The following is an 18,155-nucleotide window of genomic DNA, read 5'->3' on the forward strand; positions in this document are numbered from 1 at the left end:
GCGCGCCCGGCGTCGCGGTGAGCCTGACCGAGCGCGACACCTATAGCAACGCCGGTACAATCCTGCTCGGCGGCGTGGTCGGCGCCGCGACCGCGGGCCATATCATCAACAGCGGCACGATCCGTCAGGCCGCGGGCAGCACCGCGTCCGACGGTATCGACGGCAGCGACGGCGCGGTCGACTTGGTCAACAGCGGGACGATCGAGGTCGCCGGTGCGGCGGTCCGAAGCCGCTCTTACAGCGCGACGATCGACAACAGCGGCCGGCTCGTCAGCACCGCGACCACCGCGGTGATCGCGGGCGGCTCTATCGACACGATCGTCAACCGCTCCGGCGGCGTGATCGCGGGCAGCGGCGTCGCGGTGCGGATGAAACGCGGCACGTTGACCAATGCGGGGACGATCACCGGCGACGTACTGTTGGGCATGGGCGACTATGGCGTCAGCTCCGAACCGGCGACCTATTTCGCGCAGGGCGGCACGATCGCGGGCAACCTGCGCTTCGGCAACGGCGACGACCAGTTCGTCAGCTATGACGACACTATCGGCGTGAGCGGCACGATCGACGCGGGTGAGGGCATCGATACCTTCGTACACGCGCGCGGCGCAAGCGCGACGGTGACGCTGGGCGGCCCCCTGCTCCCCAGCTTCGAGCGCGAGGGCGCGCGCGCGACCGGCGAGGGGACGGTGCTGACGCTGCGCGCCGACGCGCCGCTGACGAGCGACCTGCTGCTCTCCGGTGGCGCCACGATCGTCAACACCGCGACGCTGACCGGCAATATCCTCGCGACGAGCGCGCAGCTGTTGTCGGGGCCAGCGACCAGCACGCTCGCCGGCCTGGTCAACCGCGGCGACGTCACCGGCACCATCGGCGGCACATTGCGCGACTTCACCAACGAGGGCAGCATCAGCGCCGTGGCGGGGCTTCGGCGGCAGACCGCGCTGTATCTCACCACCGACGCGACGCTGACGGCGCGCAATACGGGCACGATCCGCGGCGAGACGATGCTGAGCGGCGGCGACAGCGGCGCGCCGATCACGCCCGACCCCCGCGCCCTGACGCTCGGCTTCACCAACAGCGGGACGATGTCAGCGATCCAGGCGACGCTGCAGCTGGCAGCGAGCACCTACTTGCCGCGTGAGACCGCGCTGTCCCTGGACAATCAGGGGACGGTCGAGGCGACCGGCGGCGCGGGCGAGGCGGTGCGGTTGAGCGCCTATCGCAGCTCATCGGGCGAGGCGTCGCGCACGATCGCGGTGACGAACGGCGGCACGATCCGGGCCAATGGCGGGGAGGGCGTCGTCGACACCAGCTACCCGTATTATCTGCCGAGTTACCGCCTTCCCGCTGTCGCGCTCGCCCTCTCCGGTGACGATGACACGGCGCTGACCGTGACCAACGCCACGGGCGGCGTGATCGAGGCGACGGGCGCGCGCTCGACCGCGCTGACCGCCGACGGCGGCGTGTTCACGCTGGTCAATGCCGGCACGATCCGCGGCGACGCGGGCGAGAGGATCGCGTTCACCAATTGGTACGGACCGGAGCAGAGCTATTATCGTGCCGGCGCGATCCAGGGTAGCGACGTCGGCAACATTCTCACCAACAGCGGCACGATCATCGGCTCGATCGCGCTGGGTGACGCTGACGACCGGATCGACAGCACTGGTCGTATCGTCGGCGACATCTTCCTCGATGACGGCGACGACCGCGTCATGCTGGCGGGCAGCTTGAGCGGCGCGATTGACGGCGGCGACGGCATCGACACGGTCACCGTCACCGGCGGCACCGCGGCGGCGCCGATCGCCTTCACCCAACTGACCGACGTCAAGCAGCTGGCGGTGACCGGGGGCTATGCCACGATCGCGGGCGTCGCGGCGCTGCGCCAGCTCGACGTCAGCGGCGGACGGCTGGTCGGGCCGGCGGGCTCGACGATCAGCGCGCCGCTGATCACCGTCGCGCGCGGCGCCACCTTCGGCTCGGCGGGCACGGTCAACGCCGACCTCGCGGTCGCGGGCACCCTGAGCCCCGGCGCCTCGCCCGGTGAGATGACGGTCAACGGCAATGTCGCGCTCGTTGGCGGCGCGACCGCGCTGTTCGAGATCACGCCCAGCGTGTACGACCGGCTGGTCGTTAACGGCGCTGTGTCGATAGCCTCGGGCGCGACGCTGCAGCTCGTCACCGACACGCCGATGCGTGCGGGAACCAGCTACCAGCTGATCACCGCCACGGGCGGGGTGAACGGCGCCTTCACAACGGTGCAGCTGCCTGGCAACCAACCCGGCGTGGTGGTGCAGGACGCGGGAAGCCTGCGCCAGCTCGCGCAGTTCGCCCAGCCGACCAGCCTCGCGCCGCAGGTTGCGAACAGCGTCGCTTATGTCAACGCCGCGCTCGCCGCGGCGCCGCGCTGCTCGCCGCGGCGCCTGCCCTGCTGGACGCCGCGGGAGTGACCGACCCGCGCGCCTTCGCGCGGATCACCCCCGAAGCCTATGCCTCGGCGACCCAGCTCGGCGTCGACCAGGCGCTGTCGCTGGCGCAAGTGGCGCGCGGCGGCGCCTTCGCGACCGATCGCGCCGAGGCGGGCGCGTTCACCTTCGCGCAGACGCTCGGCCAGTGGCACCGGCTCGCCGGCGACGCTGCCAGCGGCAGCAGCGCGGCAAGCGCGCAGAGCTATGGCTTCCTCGGCGGGGTGGGCTATGGCGACCGGGGCTGGATGATCGGCGCCTTCGCGGGCTATCTCAACGGCCGCCAGCAGATCGATGCGCTCGGCGCGCGCACCCGCGCCGACGGCACGGTGGCCGGGCTGCACGCGCGCTACACCGCGCCGGCGGGCTGGGGCTTCAGCGGCTCGCTGCTGTACGACGGCGGCGAGGCGCGCACCGACCGCGCGCTGCCCGGCACGGTCGCGGCGAGCGCGCGCTACGGCCTGCACAGCTGGATCAGCGACGTGTCGCTGCATCACACGCTGGCGGAAGGGGGCGACTGGACGCTGCGCTCCGCGCCTCGGCGCCACGGTCGTCCGCACCACGCGCGACGGTGTGAGCGAGGACGGGGCGAGCCGCTTCGCGCTCCAGGTCGCGCGCGAGCGCCACGTCGCCGGCTTCGTCGACGCCGGGCTCACGCTGGCGCGAGACGACACCTCGGATGCCCGCTTCCGGCCGCACGTCGCGCTCGGGCTGCGCCACCAGGTCGAGGGGCTCCGCGTTGACGCGCTGGCGAGCTTCGCCGGAGGGCCGCTCGGACTTGACGCGGTCGGCGCGTCACGCGCGTCGATAGTGGGCACCGCCGCGGCGGGCGTCGACTATCGCCTGAGCGACGCGGTCGACCTGTTCAGCGCCGCCACGGCGCAGGCCGGACACGACGACCACCAGGAGACGATCACTACCGGGATGCGGCTACGCTTCTAAGCGCGAAGATGCCGATTCGGCGACCTCCGGTCACGTCGGGGAGGTAGACGCTGGCGACACGTCGGTAGCGTGCCGCCAGCGCAGCGCGCACCAGCCCGCGCGTCGCCGGCGACGCGTGCCGCGGCCCTGCGTCCTCCGCCGCTACGATCACCAAGGGCCGGCGCTGCAGGATGGTGGTGACCTCGGCTTCCGGGTGGGTACCGATCGCGCGGTACTCCTCGCGAGTCGAGAGATGGTCGGGGAAAACCCAGCGGGTCGGCACAGGCGCGTGGGTCAACGTGTAAAGCGCGGGCGGTCCGTCGAAGACATAGAGCGAGCCAGCGCCGCCGTGATGCTCGACGACGCGTACCGCACGGGTCATCGCAGCGACAGACGCGCGGGTACGATCGATAGCTGGCCACCCCGACAGTGGCAGCGGCACCGCGACACTGATCGCAGCGAAGGCGAGCCCGAGTGGGCGACGCGCGAACAGCGGCGCCGCGGCGAGGCTCAAGCTCGGTAGCAGCGGAAGCGCGTAATGGTCGTAGAAGTTTGGCATCATCAAGAAGCCCAGCAGCGCGCCGGTGATCCAGGCGAGCAACCAGCGCGCATCGCGCGCCGATCGCCGGCACGTCAGCGCGACGCCGGCCGCCGCGAGGCAAATCGAGGGGCCTATACGCGGCAGGAGGTAAAACGCCAGGGCGAGCCGCTCGTCGCCGGCCATTGCCTCGCGGCGTAGGCCCGATAGCATGGTCGCGTCGATATAGTCACGAGCGTGCCCTGATGCAGCGAAGAACAGCAGGCACGCCAGAGTCGGTCCGAGACCAAACCCGGCAAGGAGTGCGAGCTCGATTTTTCCGCGACGGGCGTTACTGGCGCGCTTCATCCGCTCCACCCCAAGCAGCGCACCCAGCACGAGGCATTCCGGCAGGCAGGTGGGCTTGATGGTCAGAGCGACGCCGCCGCACAGCACCGCGGCACCGGCGAAGCGGAACCCGCCGTCCGGCGGAGCGGCGTCGCGACTCTGCCACGCGAGCAGCGCCATGGCGGTCATCGGCAGATTGTAGAAGACCGGCGACTGTCCGCCACCCCCCGCCAGGGCCTCGAGGCCCGCAACATAGCCGACGGCGACCAGCAGTGCGGTGAGCGGATCGCTGGTGCGCCGCGCCATTGTCGCCAGCAGCATCGCGGTCGCCGCGACACAGAGTGCGGCGGCGAGCTGCACGTAAACGACATTGCCCCGCCCCGCCGCGGCGAGCCACCAGTACAGTAAGAATAGGCCGAAGGGCTTGCGATCCCAGAGATCGACATAGGGCAACGCACCGGCGCGCATCCGATCGCCGACGAGCAGATAGAAGCTCTCATCGACGTGATAGTTGGGATCGCCCCAGACCGGTGCCCGGATCAGCATCGTCGCCACGACGATCCCGATCGGCAACCACCATTCGAGCGGGCGCGCCGCGCGCCTGAGGCCGCGCAGCTCATCGGTCGGGAGCGCGGACGCGTTCATGGCTAACGTATAGCTCACCTCATCTTACCAAACCTTACCACGGAGCGCCGGAAACGAGTGGCTCATCGTCCATGTCGTCGGTGCTGGTACCGCCGGGGTCCGCGGCGAGGGCTGAATCTCTCCGCCGCGAGGGCGGTTGAAATTTCCGGCAGCCGCCCCCCCGTGAGCCGCGTGCGGCACGTTGAACAGGTCGACAAGAGCGTGAGCGATATACGTTTCCGTCGCGCGACCGGAACGTTCTCGGTGTCAGGTCGCTCTTGGCCGTCAGCGGGACGGCGTCAAAAGAATGCGTCTTAGTGGTGGTAATTTGCCCGGCGTTGCTCGTGGATTGAGATCAAACCGTTCTTAACCACATGTTATCCGGTCTCGTGCGACCAGAACGTGCATGGATCCGGTTCTGCAGTGTCGCGTCCGCTTGCCCCCGCCAAGCGTGCCCTGGATTCGCATCGTCGCGCTGTTCGCGTCGCTGCCGGTCATCGCGGCCCTGCTCTTTCGAACCTATAGCTGGGGAGTTGCGCCGCGCTGGTTTGAAGTCGTGCGCCAACTCGATCTTCTGTACGGGGCGGTCGAGCTCGGCGTGATAGCGGTCGCCCGTAATTATGGCTTCTCCTATGCCGATGTCTACCATCGGCTGCCACGTGATGCTCGCTGCGCGCTGATCATCTTCCTGTCCACCTTCTGGATCAGCTCCGTGGTCGGCAGCGACATGGTCGCCTATTCGATTGCTCGGGCGGCACTATGGCCATTGCATCTCCTTTTCGGTGCCGCGCTGTGGTACCTGGGCGGTCGGTCCGACGCAGGGGCGGTGCGCTGGCTGTTGCGCACTCTCTTGCTCGGCTACGCTGCCTATGCCCCCATATTGGCATGGCACTTCCTTGCCGCACCGGCACCATCGGCCGTACCTGGCGGTGAGATCATCTGGACGTCGGCGCTGCCGGGCTATCTCAGCGTCCGCCATTTTGGCATCGAGATGGGCGCCATGCTGGCGATGGCAATGGGAACACTGTGGCGCGACCCGCGCGCCCTTGGCCGGCCGTGGATCGGCTTCGCCACGATTGCGCTGGTCGGGGGAGCGGCGTGCTGGTCCGGCACCCGGGCTGCGGTGTTCGGCGCCGGGGGAGCGCTTATCCTGACCGTGACGGTGCGGCGCTGCCCGCCGCGGGCGAGTGCCGCGGCGCTGATCGCCGTGGCGTTGCTCGTCGGTGGCGCGCTGGCACAGACGCTTGTGCCGCCGAGCGACTCGTTCGGGTTCCGGCTGGCCCCGTCGGACGTCGCGAGCGCCGGCTTCTCGAGCGGTCGAGTCGAGCTGTGGCGCGCCGCGCTGCGCCTGTTCTTGCAGAGGCCGCTGACCGGCTGGGGTGAGGGGTCCTCGCTCTGGCTCATCGTCTCGGACGGGGTGAGTTTCGCCCATCCGCACGACATTGCGGTACAGATGCTGGAAAGCTGGGGAGCACCCGCGGCGCTCGCCGCCTTCTATCTCGTTGCGCGATTGTGGCTGGAGCTGCGGCGGCGCGGCGAAGCCCATGGCTGGTTACTGCCGTTGCTGATGGCCACCGACGCCCTGTTGATCATGTCATTCGTCGACGGCGTCTATTTTCACGCGCGCCTGCTGATGCTCGTCGGCGTGCTTCACGCAATCGGCCTCGCTGCGACGGCCGCTCCTATTCGCGAGTCATCTCTGCGAGAGAGGCGCCGCTCGCCTGGGGGTGATATAGCCGTGAGCCTTTCCTGAGGATGTGGCTGCGGCGATGCCCGGCGCGGGTATCGCCCACCGTCATCGTGGCTCCGGTCCCTTATCGCCGCGCCGCGAAGCATAAGTGCACGCCAGCGCCAGGCGGCCCGGGCTGCCGAGCCACCCAACGATCCGTCCAATGATCGCGACGATCGTTGATGCTGTTCAGCGGGCGACCTCATTCACCCGCAACGCCGTGAGGGCTCGCGAGGACCAGCTCGACCGGCTTGACCGACGTTACAGGCGCGGTAGAGAAGCAGGTATGACCCGATATCGCGTCCGCGCCGATCTCCGCCCGTGCTGGATCGGGCGTTCCTTTCGGTCCGCCTGCCATGTGATGGGAAGCGGCGGCGTGCGGAGGCACAGCTTCTCGATCTCTTTGAAGCAGCGAGCTACGGGATGAGCGCCGACACGGTGAATGCGGGGTACGATCACGTGTGGCGAAGCAGAACCCATCTGCTCGACCGCGCCGGACAATCGCTGCGCGTGTTGACCGTTGGCGGGATGAACAGTGCGCTGATCGAATTTGATGACGGTTTTCTGTGCGTCACCAGCTGTTTCGGCTATCGTCGTCGGATCATCGCTGATCCGGCGACGACGAAGAGATGCTAGCAACCGTCTGTTTGGAAAGCTGGGTTGTTGCCCTCGCGTAGGCGCTGCCCGCATCAGTGTCGCGGGTCGGGTACCGCTCGATTCTTGATTCGATCCGCGAGTTAATCCTGGTCGAAATGCGTCGATTCGGTGGCGCGACGATCGAAGGTCCGACAGGCGTAAGTCGCGCACCATAGGCCTCGCGCACGCTTCGCGTATCCCGCGCTGCCTGAGCGCCGGCGGGCGCCGAGGCAATCAGGCTCGTGGCCGTGACGCAGGACATCATCAATCGCATTGGGAGCGCTTAGCTGACCCAGACGGCGAAGGCAAATCTGCCTCAAATCGCGACCGACGTTGTCAAATGCTCTAAATCGCGTCATGCGGCGCGCCGAAAGACGAGACACTAAGGCGGTCCGCGTTGGTCGCACCTCCGTCATCGTGGAACGAGTGAGTACGAGATGACACCCAACCGCATCTTTCTCTCGTCGCCCCATATGGGGGGCGCGGAGCGCGCCTTGGTGGACGAGGTGTTCGACACCAACTGGGTCGCGCCTACGGGGCCGATGGTGACCCGTTTTGAGGAAGATCTCGCTTGCCTGACCGGCTTCGCTCACGTCGCCGCGCTGTCGAGCGGCACCGCGGCGCTTCACCTTGCTTTGCGGCTGGCCGGCATCTCGGCCGGCGACGAGGTTTGGAGCGCGACGATGACCTTCATCGGCGGCGTCGCCCCAATCCTCTATCTGCGCGGCAAGCCGGTGTTCGTCGACGTCGAAGCCGAGACCTTCCTGCTTGATCTCGACCTCCTCGAGGCCGAACTCGCGCGTGCCGCTCGCCGGGGCGGGTTGCCGCGTGCGATCATTACCACCGACATCTACGGTCACCCCATCGATGTCGAGCGGCTGAGCACGTTGCGCCAGCGTTTCGGCTTCCTCTGGATCAGCGACACGGCTGAGGCGCTGGGCGCCTACAGCGCCGGACGGCACGCTGGCGCAGGCGCGGACTTCATGATCATGTCCTTCAACGGCAACAAGATTATCACCACTTCTGGTGGCGGGGCGCTAGCCAGCAATGATTGCGCCATGATCGAACGCGCACGCTTCCTGTCCACTCAGGCCCGCGACCCGGCTCCCCATTATGAGCATAGCACCTTCGGCTACAATTATCGACTTAGCGGCGTCAGTGCCGCGATCGGCGTGGGCCAGTTGGCCGTCCTGCCGCAGCGCGTTGAACGTCGCCGCGAGATCAACCTGCGTTATCGTGAACAGCTCGGCGATCGAAGCGGCTTCTCGTTCAGCCCGGAGGCGTCCGGAGTGCGGGCGAACCGCTGGCTTACCACGGTGCGCATCAATCCGGCCGCGGCCGGGTATGACCGCGAGGTCGTCCGCCTCAAGCTCGAGGAACATAACATCGAGAGCAGGCCCCTGTGGAAGCCGATGCATATGCAGCCCATTTTCGCCGGCGCCTCGTCCCACGGCGGCGACGTAGCCGAGCAAGCCTTTGCCGAGGGGCTCTGCCTGCCGTCAGGCTCCAACATGACAAACGATGACGTCGACCGCGTATGCGAAATCATCGACTCGGTTCGTACGCAGCGATGACGGTCAAACGCGCGCTCGATGTGGTCGGTGCGATGCTCGGGTTAGTCTTGCTATCGCCTTTCATCGCTGCGGCTGCCGCGGCGGTATGGCTGAGTATGGGGCGGCCCGTTCTTTTCCGTCAGACACGACCCGGGTTGGGCGAGCGGCCGTTCACGATGGTCAAGTTCAGGACCATGGCGAATGATCGCGACGCTAGTGGGCGACTCCTATCGGATGCCGAACGCCTGACCAGAACCGGCAGATGGCTACGATCCACCAGTATTGACGAGCTGCCGGAACTTTGGAACGTGCTCATGGGAGAGATGAGTTTGGTAGGTCCACGCCCCCTGCTTACCTCTTATTTAGGCCGTTACTCAGTCGAGCAAGCGCGCCGTCACGACGTCAAGCCCGGCATAACCGGATGGGCGCAAATCAATGGTCGGAATTCCATCTCGTGGGAAGAGAAGTTCGCGCTGGATGTCTGGTATGTCGACCATCAGTCGACGTGGCTCGACGCTAAAATTCTTTTCGCGACGGTGTTGCAGGTCATCCGCCGACGGGGAATCAACTCCGCGGACTCCGCCACGATGCCGGAATTCACCGGCACGAGAGGCGTGGAATGACCATACTGGGTCGGCTGGTCGCGGAGCTGGCGCGACGACCGCGCAGCCTTTCCATGCCGATGATCATCGTCTAGCAGCCAAGCCTCCAGGGTTCGCGCGGCCCCGAACTGATGTCCGTCAATCGTCGTTGGGAGACACCGATGCAGCTGAACGTCCTCGCCTATTTTGAGCATGGCGCGGCGCGAGCATGTCCCGACAAGATAGCCATTGTCGATGGTGAGCGAACGGTGACGTTCGCGCAGCTGCACGCGCTCGCGCGCCGGTTCGCCGCACTCGCGATCGGCCGCGCCGACGTGCTTCGGCATCCCATCGCGGTCTATTTGCCCAAGAGCGCCGATGTCGTCGTTGCCGACCTTGGCATTCTCTACAGCGGCAACATCTACAGCAATCTCGACGTGAAGTGGCCGCCACAGCGCCTTGCGAACGTGCTCGCGCATCTCGCCCCGCGGCTCGTGATCACCTCCCACGATCGCGCCGCTGAAGTTATCGCGGCGGGCTTTGACGCGGCGAACATCATTCAGATTGAGGATCTTGCATCGGTGCCCGCCGATGCAGATTTCTCCGTCATCGAGCAGCGTCTCGCTCAGGTGATCGACACCGACCCGGTCTGCATCATCAACACCTCGGGATCGACCGGTACGCCCAAGGGCGTGGCATTGAGCCATCGCGGTACCATCGATTTCATGGATTGGGTCTTTGACACATTCGACTTCGACGAGACTGTCACGATCGGCAGCCTATCGCCGTTCTACTTTGACATCTATACGCTCGAACTGTTCTTGTGCTTGTCCAGAGGGGCAACAATCGTTATCATTCCGGAGACGCTGGCCGCGTTCCCTGCCAAGTTGATGGAGTTCCTGGCTGAAAAGAAGGTCAGCTTTCTTTTCTGGGTGCCGACCATCATGGTCAACATCGCCAACCTTGGATTGCTCGACAGAATCAAGCTTCCAGATCTACGAACCGTCTTCTTCGCTGGGGAGGTGTTCCCGACGCGCCACCTTAATATGTGGCGACGCGCCCTCCAGGATGTTCGCTTCGTGAACCTTTACGGTCCGATCGAGATACATGTCGATTGCACATACCACATCATCGAGGGAGAGATGGCCGATGACGAACCTCTCTCGATCGGGCGCCCATGCAGGAACACTGACGTTCTGATCCTGGATGACAACAATCAACAATGCCCAATCGACGTACAAGGTGAGCTGTGCGTCCGCGGCAGTTCACTCGCGCTCGGCTATTGGAACGATCCGGAGAAGACCGCACGCGCCTTCGTGCAGAATCCGTTGAATTCTCTGTATCCTGAGTTGATCTATCGTACCGGCGATCTCGCGGTGCGCCGGGCGGATGGCCGCATCTTCTTGGCGGGACGAAAAGATTATCAGATCAAACATATGGGATACAGGATCGAGCTACCCGAGATCGAGCATCAGGTGCTGAGTATCGACGGTATTGCAAATGCCTGCGTTCTGTACGATCATCCAAAGAAGGCGATTACGTTATTCTACCAACCTGTCGGTGAAGACGTTCCCGTGGCGGTGATCCGCAAGGCGTTAGCGGACATCTTTCCTAAATACATGTTGCCGACCGCGTTCCATTCGATGGAGCGGCTGCCCATGAACCCCAACGGCAAGATTGACCGCAACGGATTGGCTCAGAGACTATCGAGCGCCGCCTAGTATGAAATTTTTTCGCGACTGGCAGGCATGGCACGACCTCGTCAACCGTGTCCCAAGGGTCAGCAATCAATATAGCACCAATCTCTACGCGGATCAGGCGCAGCTGGCGCGGTGGGGCGAGAAGGGGCGGCTTCGCGTTGAAGCGATCGAGGGCGCCGTGCTACTGCTCCGACGCGATCGTGACTTCGATCATGTGTATCACGTCGCGCGTGATCTCCCCGCCCTACAGCAGGCCCTCGAGGCGCTTCCCCCTGGCCGCTACGCCGCCGATCTGATCGGTCGCGACGACGCGCGCCACCACGACCTATGCTCCGCCTACCGGGCGGCCGGTTTCGATCCGCGCACCCACCTGCGGCGAATGATCCGGAAGCGAGCTGCTTTCTCGTTGCCACAAGGCAATACCGCAGTGGCCACAATGGCCGATGTGAAGTGTATCGCTGCCTTTCTCGATCGACTGCTAGATCGCTTTGTCGAGCAGGTGCCGGAGCCGGACGAACTGCACGAAGCGGTTTCGGGCGAGCGCCTCCTGCTGGTGCGCGGAAGCAGCGGCCCTACCGGCGTACTGATGTACGATCTGACAGGACAGCTCGCGCACCTGCGCTTCTGGCATGTCGACCCGCAGTCCAGAGGGGCGGGGATCGGACGCCGCTTAATGGCCGACTTTCTGTCGCGCTGTCGCGCAGCCGCTCGAACCGTCCTATGGGTTATCGGTGACAACGAGCGCTCGATCGCGATTTATCGCCACTACGGGTTCGAGATGGACAGCTTGCTGGATCATATCATGGTAAGGAACGAGGATCAGCGTCGATGAGCAAGGTACCAGCGATCCTGGCGGAGATCCGACCTGACGTGGATTTTGCCGCGACCGGCGATTTTTTTGAGGAAGGTGCGCTCGACTCGTTCGATCTTGTGACGCTCGTCGCGGAGCTTGACCGAGTGTACGGGATCTCCATCGACGGAATGGACATCGTCCCGGCGCACTTCGCGAGTGTCGCCTCGATCGAGGCGCTCCTGGCACGCTATGGGGTGGCCGCGTGAAACTCGCGTTCACCGGCAAGGCCATCACCGGGCTCGTAACGATCGTTCCCGCCCACGAGCGGACCTTCATCGAGGAGATGGCGAATTTCAAATTCTCGCTCGCGCGATCGCTCAAGCTGAAGGAGGTCATGGGTTACGACCGACATCGGGTCGTTGCCGGGCCCGTGTGCTCGTCTGATCTCGCCGTGGCAGCGATCGAGCACCTTCTGGCCCGCGGCGTGGTGGACCGCGAGGAGATCGGCGGATTGATTCTTGTGACTCAATCACCCGACTATCTCATGCCGGGCACGTCGAAGGTCGTTCACGGGCGACTGGGACTCCATCACGACGTCTTCTGCCTCGACATCAATCAAGGTTGTGCCGGCTTCCTGGTGGGCGCCATGACCGGCTTCTTGCTTCTCGACCAGCCCTCGGTGGAAAAAGTACTGCTGGTCAATGTCGATGTTCTGAGTCGGAAGGTTTCGCCGCGAGATCGCAACAGCTATCCTTTGATCGGGGATGCCGGGTCCGTGGCCGTACTGGAGCGCCGCGACGACGCGGCACCGGTGGAGGTCCGGTTGAAGGTGGACGGAGCGCGGCGTGACGCGCTGATCATACCCGCGGGTGGTCTGCGACACCCGTCCGATGCGAGCACCGGAGTGCTGACGGAGGACGCCGAAGGTAATCTGCGCGCGCTCGACAACCTTAAGATGGATGGCTCTGCGGTATTCAACTTCGTTCTGACAGAGGTGCCCGAACTGATCGGCGCATTGCTGCGCGAAACCGAAACCGCGGTGAAAGACGTCGACGCCTTCCTATGCCACCAACCTAATCGGTTCATGCTCAACAAGCTGGCCGACAAGCTCGGTGTCCCACATGAGAAGATGCCGAGCAACATCGTCGAGCATTTTGGTAATTCAAGCGGCGTCACCATCCCGATGGTGGCAGTCCATAATTTTGCCGACCGGCTGCTTGCAGAGACGCTGCGGGTCTGTCTATCCGGTTTCGGTGTCGGCCTGACGTGGGGCGCGATGCTGATGGAGCTCGGGCCGCTCGATTTTTGCGAGATGATCGAATTCAATGAGGATGAACACAATGGATGAGTTTCTAAGCGAGATGGCGGAGATCCTTGAGGAAGACTCGGTCACGCCGAACGACGCGCTCGACGACTTTGAGAGCTGGGACTCGTTGGCGGTCTTATCGGTCGCCGCGCTGGCTGACGCGCAGTTCGGCGTCAACATGACCGCGCAAGAGATCAACGAGTGCGGAACGATCGAACAGCTCTATCAGCGCATCATCGCCAAGCGGGCGGCGTGAGGCCGCACGAACCGGCCTTTAATCCGCTCGCGGTAGACGATCGTCACTACCTGATCACCGGCGCCGCGTCGGGGATCGGGCGCAGCGTGGCGACTCTGCTCCATCGCCTCGGGGCGCGTTTGTCGCTCGTCGATCGCGACTCCGCCGGTCTCGACGCGATCGTCGCCGATCGGGGTGTAGGCATCCAAACCTACGTTGCCGACCTTGCGGACGTCGAGGCGATCGATCCACTCGTCGCATCAATTGTTCAAAAAATGGGTCGCCTGCACGGGGTGGTGCATTGCGCGGGTATCCAGTCAATCGCGCCCGTCCGCTCGCTGCAGATTGAGGCCTGGCGGACGATCTTCGCGGTGAATACCGAGGCTGCGCTGGTCCTCGGCAAAGCGATGGCAAGTAAAAAGGTTTATGCCGGCGATGATGGCTCAATCGTCTTCATGTCGAGCGTGATGGGTATGGTCGGCGCGGCCGGCGCGATCCCCTATTCGATGAGCAAAGCGGCGCTCGATGGCCTCGCCCGCTCGCTGGCACTGGAGTTGGCGTCCAAGCGGATTCGGGTAAATTGTATCGCCCCGGGCTTCGTCGAGACACCCTTGTTCGAGCGGACTGCGAAGCTCTGGGACGAACAGCAGCGCCAGGTTGTCGCAGACCAGCATCCGCTGGGGTTCGGATCTCCCAATGATATCGCCAACGCAGTCGCCTTTCTTCTCGCCGACACGGGCCGCTGGATCACGGGGTCGGTCCTGGTGGTCGACGGCGGCTATCTTGCTCGCTGAGCTCAAGGTATAGAAATGTCAGAACTCCTACTGCCCGCGTCCTACCTCCTGATTACCGGGGCGTCCTCAGGTATAGGGCGCAAGCTGGCGGTGAGGCTTTCGCAGCAGCATCGTCTCATCCTCAATGGTCGCGACCAAGACCGCCTCGCTGAGACCTTAAAGCTCTGTTACCAGCCGGAGCGGCACCTATCGTTCGCGTATGATCTGGCGGACGTTGACACTCTCGCGGATAGCCTCGCGACGTTCCTGGTTAAAAACGGCGTGGTGGTCGGCGGCCTCGTGCACTGTGCCGCCTTGCTGAACGTGTTGCCGCTGCGCAGCATCACCCTGTCCCACGCCCAATCCGTCATGAACGTTAACATGTTCGCCGCGATGGAACTAACCCGGGTGCTGCTGCGAAAGCCCGTGAACCACCGTGCGCTGCGCGCGATCGTTTTCATCTCTAGCATCGCCAGCCAGTTCGGGGCTAAAGGCTTCTCCGCTTATTGTGCCAGCAAGGCCGCGCTCGACGGTCTTATGCGGGCGCTCGCTATCGAGCTGGCTCCGCACGTTCGAGTCAACTCGGTACTGCCGGGGGGAGTTCGGACTCCAATGACAGATGCCATGTACGCTGACCCCGCTGTCTCTGATCGTCTTACCCGGGATTATCCGCTAGGCGTCGGTCTACCTTCCGACATCGCCGACGCGGTGCAGTTCCTCCTGTCCGATCAGGCTCGCTGGATAACGGGGCATCAGCTGGTGGTCGACGGCGGTCGATCAGCGAATATCTCGGCATGAGTCCATTCGTCATTGTCGGTTCGGGTGGCATGGGTCGCGAGTTGCTCGGTTGGATCGCGGGCTGCCGACGCGAGACGCGAGCGCGATACGCCACGCATGCGTTCATATCGGAAGGGCCCGATGCGGGGACGGTGTGCCATGACCTGCCGATCCTGCATCCGGATGAATGGCGCGGACCGCCACCACGTTTCGTTCTAGCCTTTGCAGATCCGGCCGCGAAGAAGCGAGTCGCACGCGAGCTCGAATCGCGCGGCTGGCAGCCGGAGACCTTCGTTCATGACAGCTCCGCCCTCGGTTCCAACGCTCGGATCGGTGCCGGGACGGTCATCTGTCCCTTCTGTCGGATCTCCAGCGATAGCATTATCGGAGAGCATGTTCTCGTCAACGGCGCCTCGGGCGTCGGGCACGATGCTGTGATCGGAGATTTCTCGTCGCTTCTGGGATCCGTCAACGTCAATGGCAATGCTACCCTGGGAGAAGGTGTCCTAATGGGTGCCGGCAGCATGGTATATCCAGGCAAACACATCGGGGATTGGGCTAGGATCGGTTTGGCGAGTGTCGTCCTTCGCAACGTACGCCCGCATGCGACGATGTACGGCAACCCGGCACGGCGGATCGACGCCGGCACGCCATCGAAGGCGTCAGGGCCGCAGCGGTCGTGAGCGCCGCCTCGCGCGCCGACAGCGATTGCGGCGCAGCCGCCGAGCCCCGTGGCCCGATCGACGAATGAGGCGCTATTCCGTACCCCGGCTTGCCCAACTGCTGCGCTCGACCGTGAGGAACAAGTTCTTCCTCTGGAACATGTTCGGTAACATCGCCCCGCTCATCTTCGCAATTGCCGCAGTACCCTTCATATATAGCCATACCACGAAAGCCTATGTCGGCTTCCTAACGATGACATGGGCAGCTATCGGGTATACTGGTCTTTTCGACTTTGGCCTCGGACGGGCGCTCTCCTATTTCGCTGCAATCAGCCGATCAAATCCGAAAGTTGACGTAGCAGGAGCGCTGAAGAAGTCGATTGGTTTTGCGCTCTGTATTTCATTTGTCATTGATATCATTCTATACCTTGGCTGGTCTCAGATTGCGGGCCTGTCGATCCTGCGCAATCTCGATCGCGGCCTTGCTCTGATGATCATCGCGGGAACCCTGCCCATCTTTCTAATTTCTAACATGATGCGGTCATGTCTTGAGGGGTTCGAGCAGTTTCGTCAGGCCAGTATCTTCAAATTTATTTCTTACACATCACTATTCCTGTGCCCGGTCCTGCTTATCAGCATCGAAATCCAGAACCTATCGACAGTATGCCTCTCATATGCCCTAATTCGGCTGGGCGCGACCGCCTACGCGGCGTATAGCTTGGTCCCGAGCCTGCGCGCGCTCCGGGGAAACCGCGCCTCAGTAACGCCGGTGCGACTGCGCCAGATCCTCGGCTTCGGTGGCTGGGCGACGCTGTCTTCGACCATCAGTCCCCTGATGGTGTACGGCGACCGCTTCGCGCTAGCCTACTTCAACGGCGCTGCTTCCATGGCGATCTATGCGCTGCTGCAGGAATTTATCGGCAAGACGATCTTATTTAGCGCATCCTACGTCACTTCGGTTCAGCCGCGCCTCGGCTATCTTCCACAAGCCGAGGCAATGGCGCTCTACCGTCGCGAACACAAAATTGTCATGGCCTTCTCGGTGATCATCTACGGGAGCTGCCTGGTCGGATCGCCCGTGTTCGCGTCGGCGTGGCTGCACGTCCCGATCCGGGACGTGGCGGCCCTCTCGGCCATCATGTCGGTCGGCTTCCTGTTCAACTCGATGGCACAGGCACCGCTAACCTACCTTTTGGCGCGAGGCGAACCCAAGCGTATCGCCTACTCCCACGTTCTCGAGGCTTTCATCTATTTCCCCCTTCTGATCGGCGGGGCCATGTCTTACGGCGTGGTTGGCGCGGCGATTGCCGGCGTCCTTCGACAGATATTCGACTATGGAATCTTGTCATGGCAAGCTCGACGCACAATCGGCTGAGCGAGTACCTTCCGCTGCTCGCCTTTGCGGCGGCGTGGTCGCTCCAGCTCATCTACTTTCTCGGCTATGACGAGAGGACGTTCCAGACGTATGGAACCGGTGTCATCGGCCTGATCCTGGTTGCCGTGGCGTCTTACATCATCGGATTCTTCAGTTTCAAGATCCTGCCCCTAGGCACGCTGATCCCGTCGCGGTCCAGCTCCGCCACCGCAGCCGATCTGGGGGCCGCGCGCTTGCTGATGCAGATTACCATCGTCATGTCCGCGCTTCTCATCACGACGAACATTTTGCTCCCGCTATCAAAAGGTATCTCACTCTCGGGCGCACGTGAGATCGCATTGGAGAACTGGGAAAATGGTGATATTCTTACCCGTCTGTCGGCAGTAGCGGCAAATGTTACGCTTGCGTTTGCCCTGATGGCGATCATCGATCGTATGGAATTTTATGGCAAGTTCCCCTTCCTGCTTGTCATCATGTTCGTCACTCTGACAATTGCCGCTTACTCGCGCGCTCACCTCCTCCTCGGATTGTCGGTCGTTTCGACAAAATGGATAGCCCGATCCAAGTACCGCCTGACATATATCTTTCTTATCTTTATCGCTTTCGCGGCGCTCTTCTCGGTCCTTTCGGTCGTAGCCAGCGTCGGAAGCGCTGACCGCGCGGGTGGCCTCGAAGATATATACAAGAGTTTAGAGGTTTATACATTTGGAGGCGTTGCCGGTTTTGAATTTTTCTATGCGACGGGCCAACCGCAATATCAGGCACTCTTAACGATGCCGCGTTTTATGTATTCGATCCTACCGGGCCTGGGGAACTTGCCGCCCTCCTACTTTCCTTTCATTGACACAGTACCGCCGATCAACGTATTTAGCGCTTTATATCCTCCTTATCACGACTTCGGCCGAGCAGGCTTAGTGACTTTCTTCGTGGTCTATGGGTTCCTCTCCGCCGCAGTGGCATTGGCGTTCCAGCGGCGGCCGGGTCGCACCCTGTGTGTCCTCGCTGGCTTTCTGCTCTACGCGGCACTGATGAGCCCGTTCGATGACCAATTCATCCGAGGTTTGACGATCCTGGTGCTGATGCTGTCGAGTGCCGCCGTCTACAGCTTCTTGTTTCACTCCGTGCGCGCCTCGCGGGGCTGAAATGGCACCCTTGTCCCAGCA

The 18,155-nt window shown here is 63.5% G+C and carries 17 protein-coding genes and 2 pseudogenes; 18 read left to right on the forward strand and 1 reads right to left on the reverse strand.

Features of this window, described 5'->3' with window-relative positions:
• Window positions 1-17 precede the first annotated feature (17 nt).
• The 4 genes and pseudogenes from FHY05_RS11755 to FHY05_RS22805 all read left to right on the forward strand — a co-directional run bounded on the left by FHY05_RS11755 (window position 18) and on the right by FHY05_RS22805 (window position 3,404).
• Window positions 18-2,447: a hypothetical protein gene (locus FHY05_RS11755; RefSeq protein ID WP_183944566.1), complete on the forward strand. Its 2,430-nt coding sequence runs from the start codon at window positions 18-20 to the stop codon at window positions 2,445-2,447.
• 89 nt (window positions 2,448-2,536) lie between these two features.
• A pseudogene (locus FHY05_RS22540) lies at window positions 2,537-2,920 on the forward strand (autotransporter domain-containing protein); the annotation flags it as partial.
• A gap of 115 nt (window positions 2,921-3,035) precedes the next feature.
• Window positions 3,036-3,269, forward strand: a pseudogene (locus FHY05_RS22800) (hypothetical protein); the annotation flags it as partial.
• Between the two features lie 3 nt (window positions 3,270-3,272).
• Window positions 3,273-3,404, forward strand: a complete 132-nt coding sequence (locus tag FHY05_RS22805) for a hypothetical protein (protein ID WP_311732462.1) — start codon at window positions 3,273-3,275, stop codon at window positions 3,402-3,404.
• Here FHY05_RS22805 and FHY05_RS11765 read toward each other — a convergent pair.
• A complete protein-coding gene (locus FHY05_RS11765; protein WP_183944568.1) occupies window positions 3,379-4,893 on the reverse strand; it encodes a hypothetical protein in 1,515 nt (504 codons plus the stop codon). The genes FHY05_RS22805 and FHY05_RS11765 overlap by 26 nt on opposite strands.
• A gap of 385 nt (window positions 4,894-5,278) precedes the next feature.
• Between FHY05_RS11765 and FHY05_RS11770 the strand changes: the two genes are divergently transcribed.
• The 14 genes from FHY05_RS11770 (at window position 5,279) to FHY05_RS11835 (ending at window position 18,134) form a co-directional block, all read left to right on the forward strand.
• Window positions 5,279-6,625, forward strand: coding sequence for an O-antigen ligase (locus FHY05_RS11770; protein WP_183944569.1), 1,347 nt, complete (start codon window positions 5,279-5,281; stop codon window positions 6,623-6,625).
• A gap of 297 nt (window positions 6,626-6,922) precedes the next feature.
• Entirely contained in the window at window positions 6,923-7,237 is a 315-nt protein-coding gene (locus FHY05_RS11775) for a hypothetical protein (RefSeq protein ID WP_183944570.1), read from the forward strand.
• Window positions 7,238-7,710: 473 nt separating this feature from the next.
• Window positions 7,711-8,811 (forward strand): DegT/DnrJ/EryC1/StrS family aminotransferase, encoded by a 1,101-nt coding sequence (locus FHY05_RS11780; RefSeq protein ID WP_311732460.1) that lies wholly within the window; start codon window positions 7,711-7,713, stop codon window positions 8,809-8,811.
• Entirely contained in the window at window positions 8,808-9,413 is a 606-nt protein-coding gene (locus tag FHY05_RS11785) for a sugar transferase (RefSeq protein ID WP_183944572.1), read from the forward strand. Before FHY05_RS11780 ends, FHY05_RS11785 begins: the two co-directional genes overlap by 4 nt.
• A 140-nt stretch (window positions 9,414-9,553) precedes the next feature.
• Window positions 9,554-11,092, forward strand: coding sequence for an amino acid adenylation domain-containing protein (locus FHY05_RS11790; RefSeq protein ID WP_183944573.1), 1,539 nt, complete (start codon window positions 9,554-9,556; stop codon window positions 11,090-11,092).
• Between the two features lies 1 nt (window position 11,093).
• Window positions 11,094-11,903: a GNAT family N-acetyltransferase gene (locus FHY05_RS11795; RefSeq protein ID WP_183944574.1), complete on the forward strand. Its 810-nt coding sequence runs from the start codon at window positions 11,094-11,096 to the stop codon at window positions 11,901-11,903.
• The gene (locus FHY05_RS11800; RefSeq protein WP_183944575.1) at window positions 11,900-12,130 is read left to right on the forward strand and encodes an acyl carrier protein; all 231 of its coding nucleotides are present in this window, start codon (window positions 11,900-11,902) and stop codon (window positions 12,128-12,130) included. Before FHY05_RS11795 ends, FHY05_RS11800 begins: the two co-directional genes overlap by 4 nt.
• Window positions 12,127-13,212, forward strand: coding sequence for a 3-oxoacyl-ACP synthase III family protein (locus FHY05_RS11805; protein ID WP_183944576.1), 1,086 nt, complete (start codon window positions 12,127-12,129; stop codon window positions 13,210-13,212). The genes FHY05_RS11800 and FHY05_RS11805 overlap by 4 nt, the downstream gene beginning before the upstream one ends.
• A complete protein-coding gene (locus FHY05_RS11810) occupies window positions 13,205-13,426 on the forward strand; it encodes a phosphopantetheine-binding protein (protein ID WP_183944577.1) in 222 nt (73 codons plus the stop codon). The genes FHY05_RS11805 and FHY05_RS11810 overlap by 8 nt, the downstream gene beginning before the upstream one ends.
• Window positions 13,423-14,199 (forward strand): SDR family NAD(P)-dependent oxidoreductase, encoded by a 777-nt coding sequence (locus FHY05_RS11815; RefSeq protein WP_183944578.1) that lies wholly within the window; start codon window positions 13,423-13,425, stop codon window positions 14,197-14,199. Before FHY05_RS11810 ends, FHY05_RS11815 begins: the two co-directional genes overlap by 4 nt.
• Before the next feature lie 15 nt (window positions 14,200-14,214).
• Complete coding sequence (locus FHY05_RS11820) at window positions 14,215-14,976, forward strand: SDR family NAD(P)-dependent oxidoreductase (protein WP_183944579.1); 762 nt, start codon at window positions 14,215-14,217, stop codon at window positions 14,974-14,976.
• Window positions 14,973-15,638, forward strand: a complete 666-nt coding sequence (locus FHY05_RS11825) for a hypothetical protein (RefSeq protein WP_183944580.1) — start codon at window positions 14,973-14,975, stop codon at window positions 15,636-15,638. Before FHY05_RS11820 ends, FHY05_RS11825 begins: the two co-directional genes overlap by 4 nt.
• A gap of 64 nt (window positions 15,639-15,702) precedes the next feature.
• Window positions 15,703-16,992 carry an oligosaccharide flippase family protein gene (locus tag FHY05_RS11830; RefSeq protein WP_183944581.1) on the forward strand — a complete coding sequence of 430 codons (1,290 nt, stop codon included), beginning with the start codon at window positions 15,703-15,705 and terminating at the stop codon, window positions 16,990-16,992.
• Window positions 16,965-18,134: an O-antigen polymerase gene (locus FHY05_RS11835; protein ID WP_183944582.1), complete on the forward strand. Its 1,170-nt coding sequence runs from the start codon at window positions 16,965-16,967 to the stop codon at window positions 18,132-18,134. The genes FHY05_RS11830 and FHY05_RS11835 overlap by 28 nt, the downstream gene beginning before the upstream one ends.
• Window positions 18,135-18,155: the final 21 nt, after the last annotated feature.

This window comes from Sphingomonas sp. BK580, assembly GCF_014194975.1.
GTDB lineage: Bacteria > Pseudomonadota > Alphaproteobacteria > Sphingomonadales > Sphingomonadaceae > Sphingomonas.

Excerpts from the sequence above, each read along its gene's own strand:
- FHY05_RS11770 (WP_183944569.1), top strand. The coding sequence starts at position 5,279 with ATGGATCCGGTTCTGCAGTGTCGCGTCCGCTTGCCCCCGCCAAGCGTG.
- FHY05_RS11795 (WP_183944574.1), top strand. The coding sequence starts at position 11,094 with ATGAAATTTTTTCGCGACTGGCAGGCATGGCACGACCTCGTCAACCGT.
- FHY05_RS11835 (WP_183944582.1), top strand. The coding sequence starts at position 16,965 with ATGGCAAGCTCGACGCACAATCGGCTGAGCGAGTACCTTCCGCTGCTC.
- FHY05_RS11790 (WP_183944573.1), top strand. The coding sequence starts at position 9,554 with ATGCAGCTGAACGTCCTCGCCTATTTTGAGCATGGCGCGGCGCGAGCA.
- FHY05_RS11830 (WP_183944581.1), top strand. The coding sequence starts at position 15,703 with ATGAGGCGCTATTCCGTACCCCGGCTTGCCCAACTGCTGCGCTCGACC.
- FHY05_RS11820 (WP_183944579.1), top strand. The coding sequence starts at position 14,215 with ATGTCAGAACTCCTACTGCCCGCGTCCTACCTCCTGATTACCGGGGCG.
- FHY05_RS11780 (WP_311732460.1), top strand. The coding sequence starts at position 7,711 with ATGGGGGGCGCGGAGCGCGCCTTGGTGGACGAGGTGTTCGACACCAAC.
- FHY05_RS11810 (WP_183944577.1), top strand. The coding sequence starts at position 13,205 with ATGGATGAGTTTCTAAGCGAGATGGCGGAGATCCTTGAGGAAGACTCG.
- FHY05_RS11785 (WP_183944572.1), top strand. The coding sequence starts at position 8,808 with ATGACGGTCAAACGCGCGCTCGATGTGGTCGGTGCGATGCTCGGGTTA.
- FHY05_RS11765 (WP_183944568.1), bottom strand. The coding sequence starts at position 4,893 with ATGAACGCGTCCGCGCTCCCGACCGATGAGCTGCGCGGCCTCAGGCGC.
- FHY05_RS11800 (WP_183944575.1), top strand. The coding sequence starts at position 11,900 with ATGAGCAAGGTACCAGCGATCCTGGCGGAGATCCGACCTGACGTGGAT.
- FHY05_RS11825 (WP_183944580.1), top strand. The coding sequence starts at position 14,973 with ATGAGTCCATTCGTCATTGTCGGTTCGGGTGGCATGGGTCGCGAGTTG.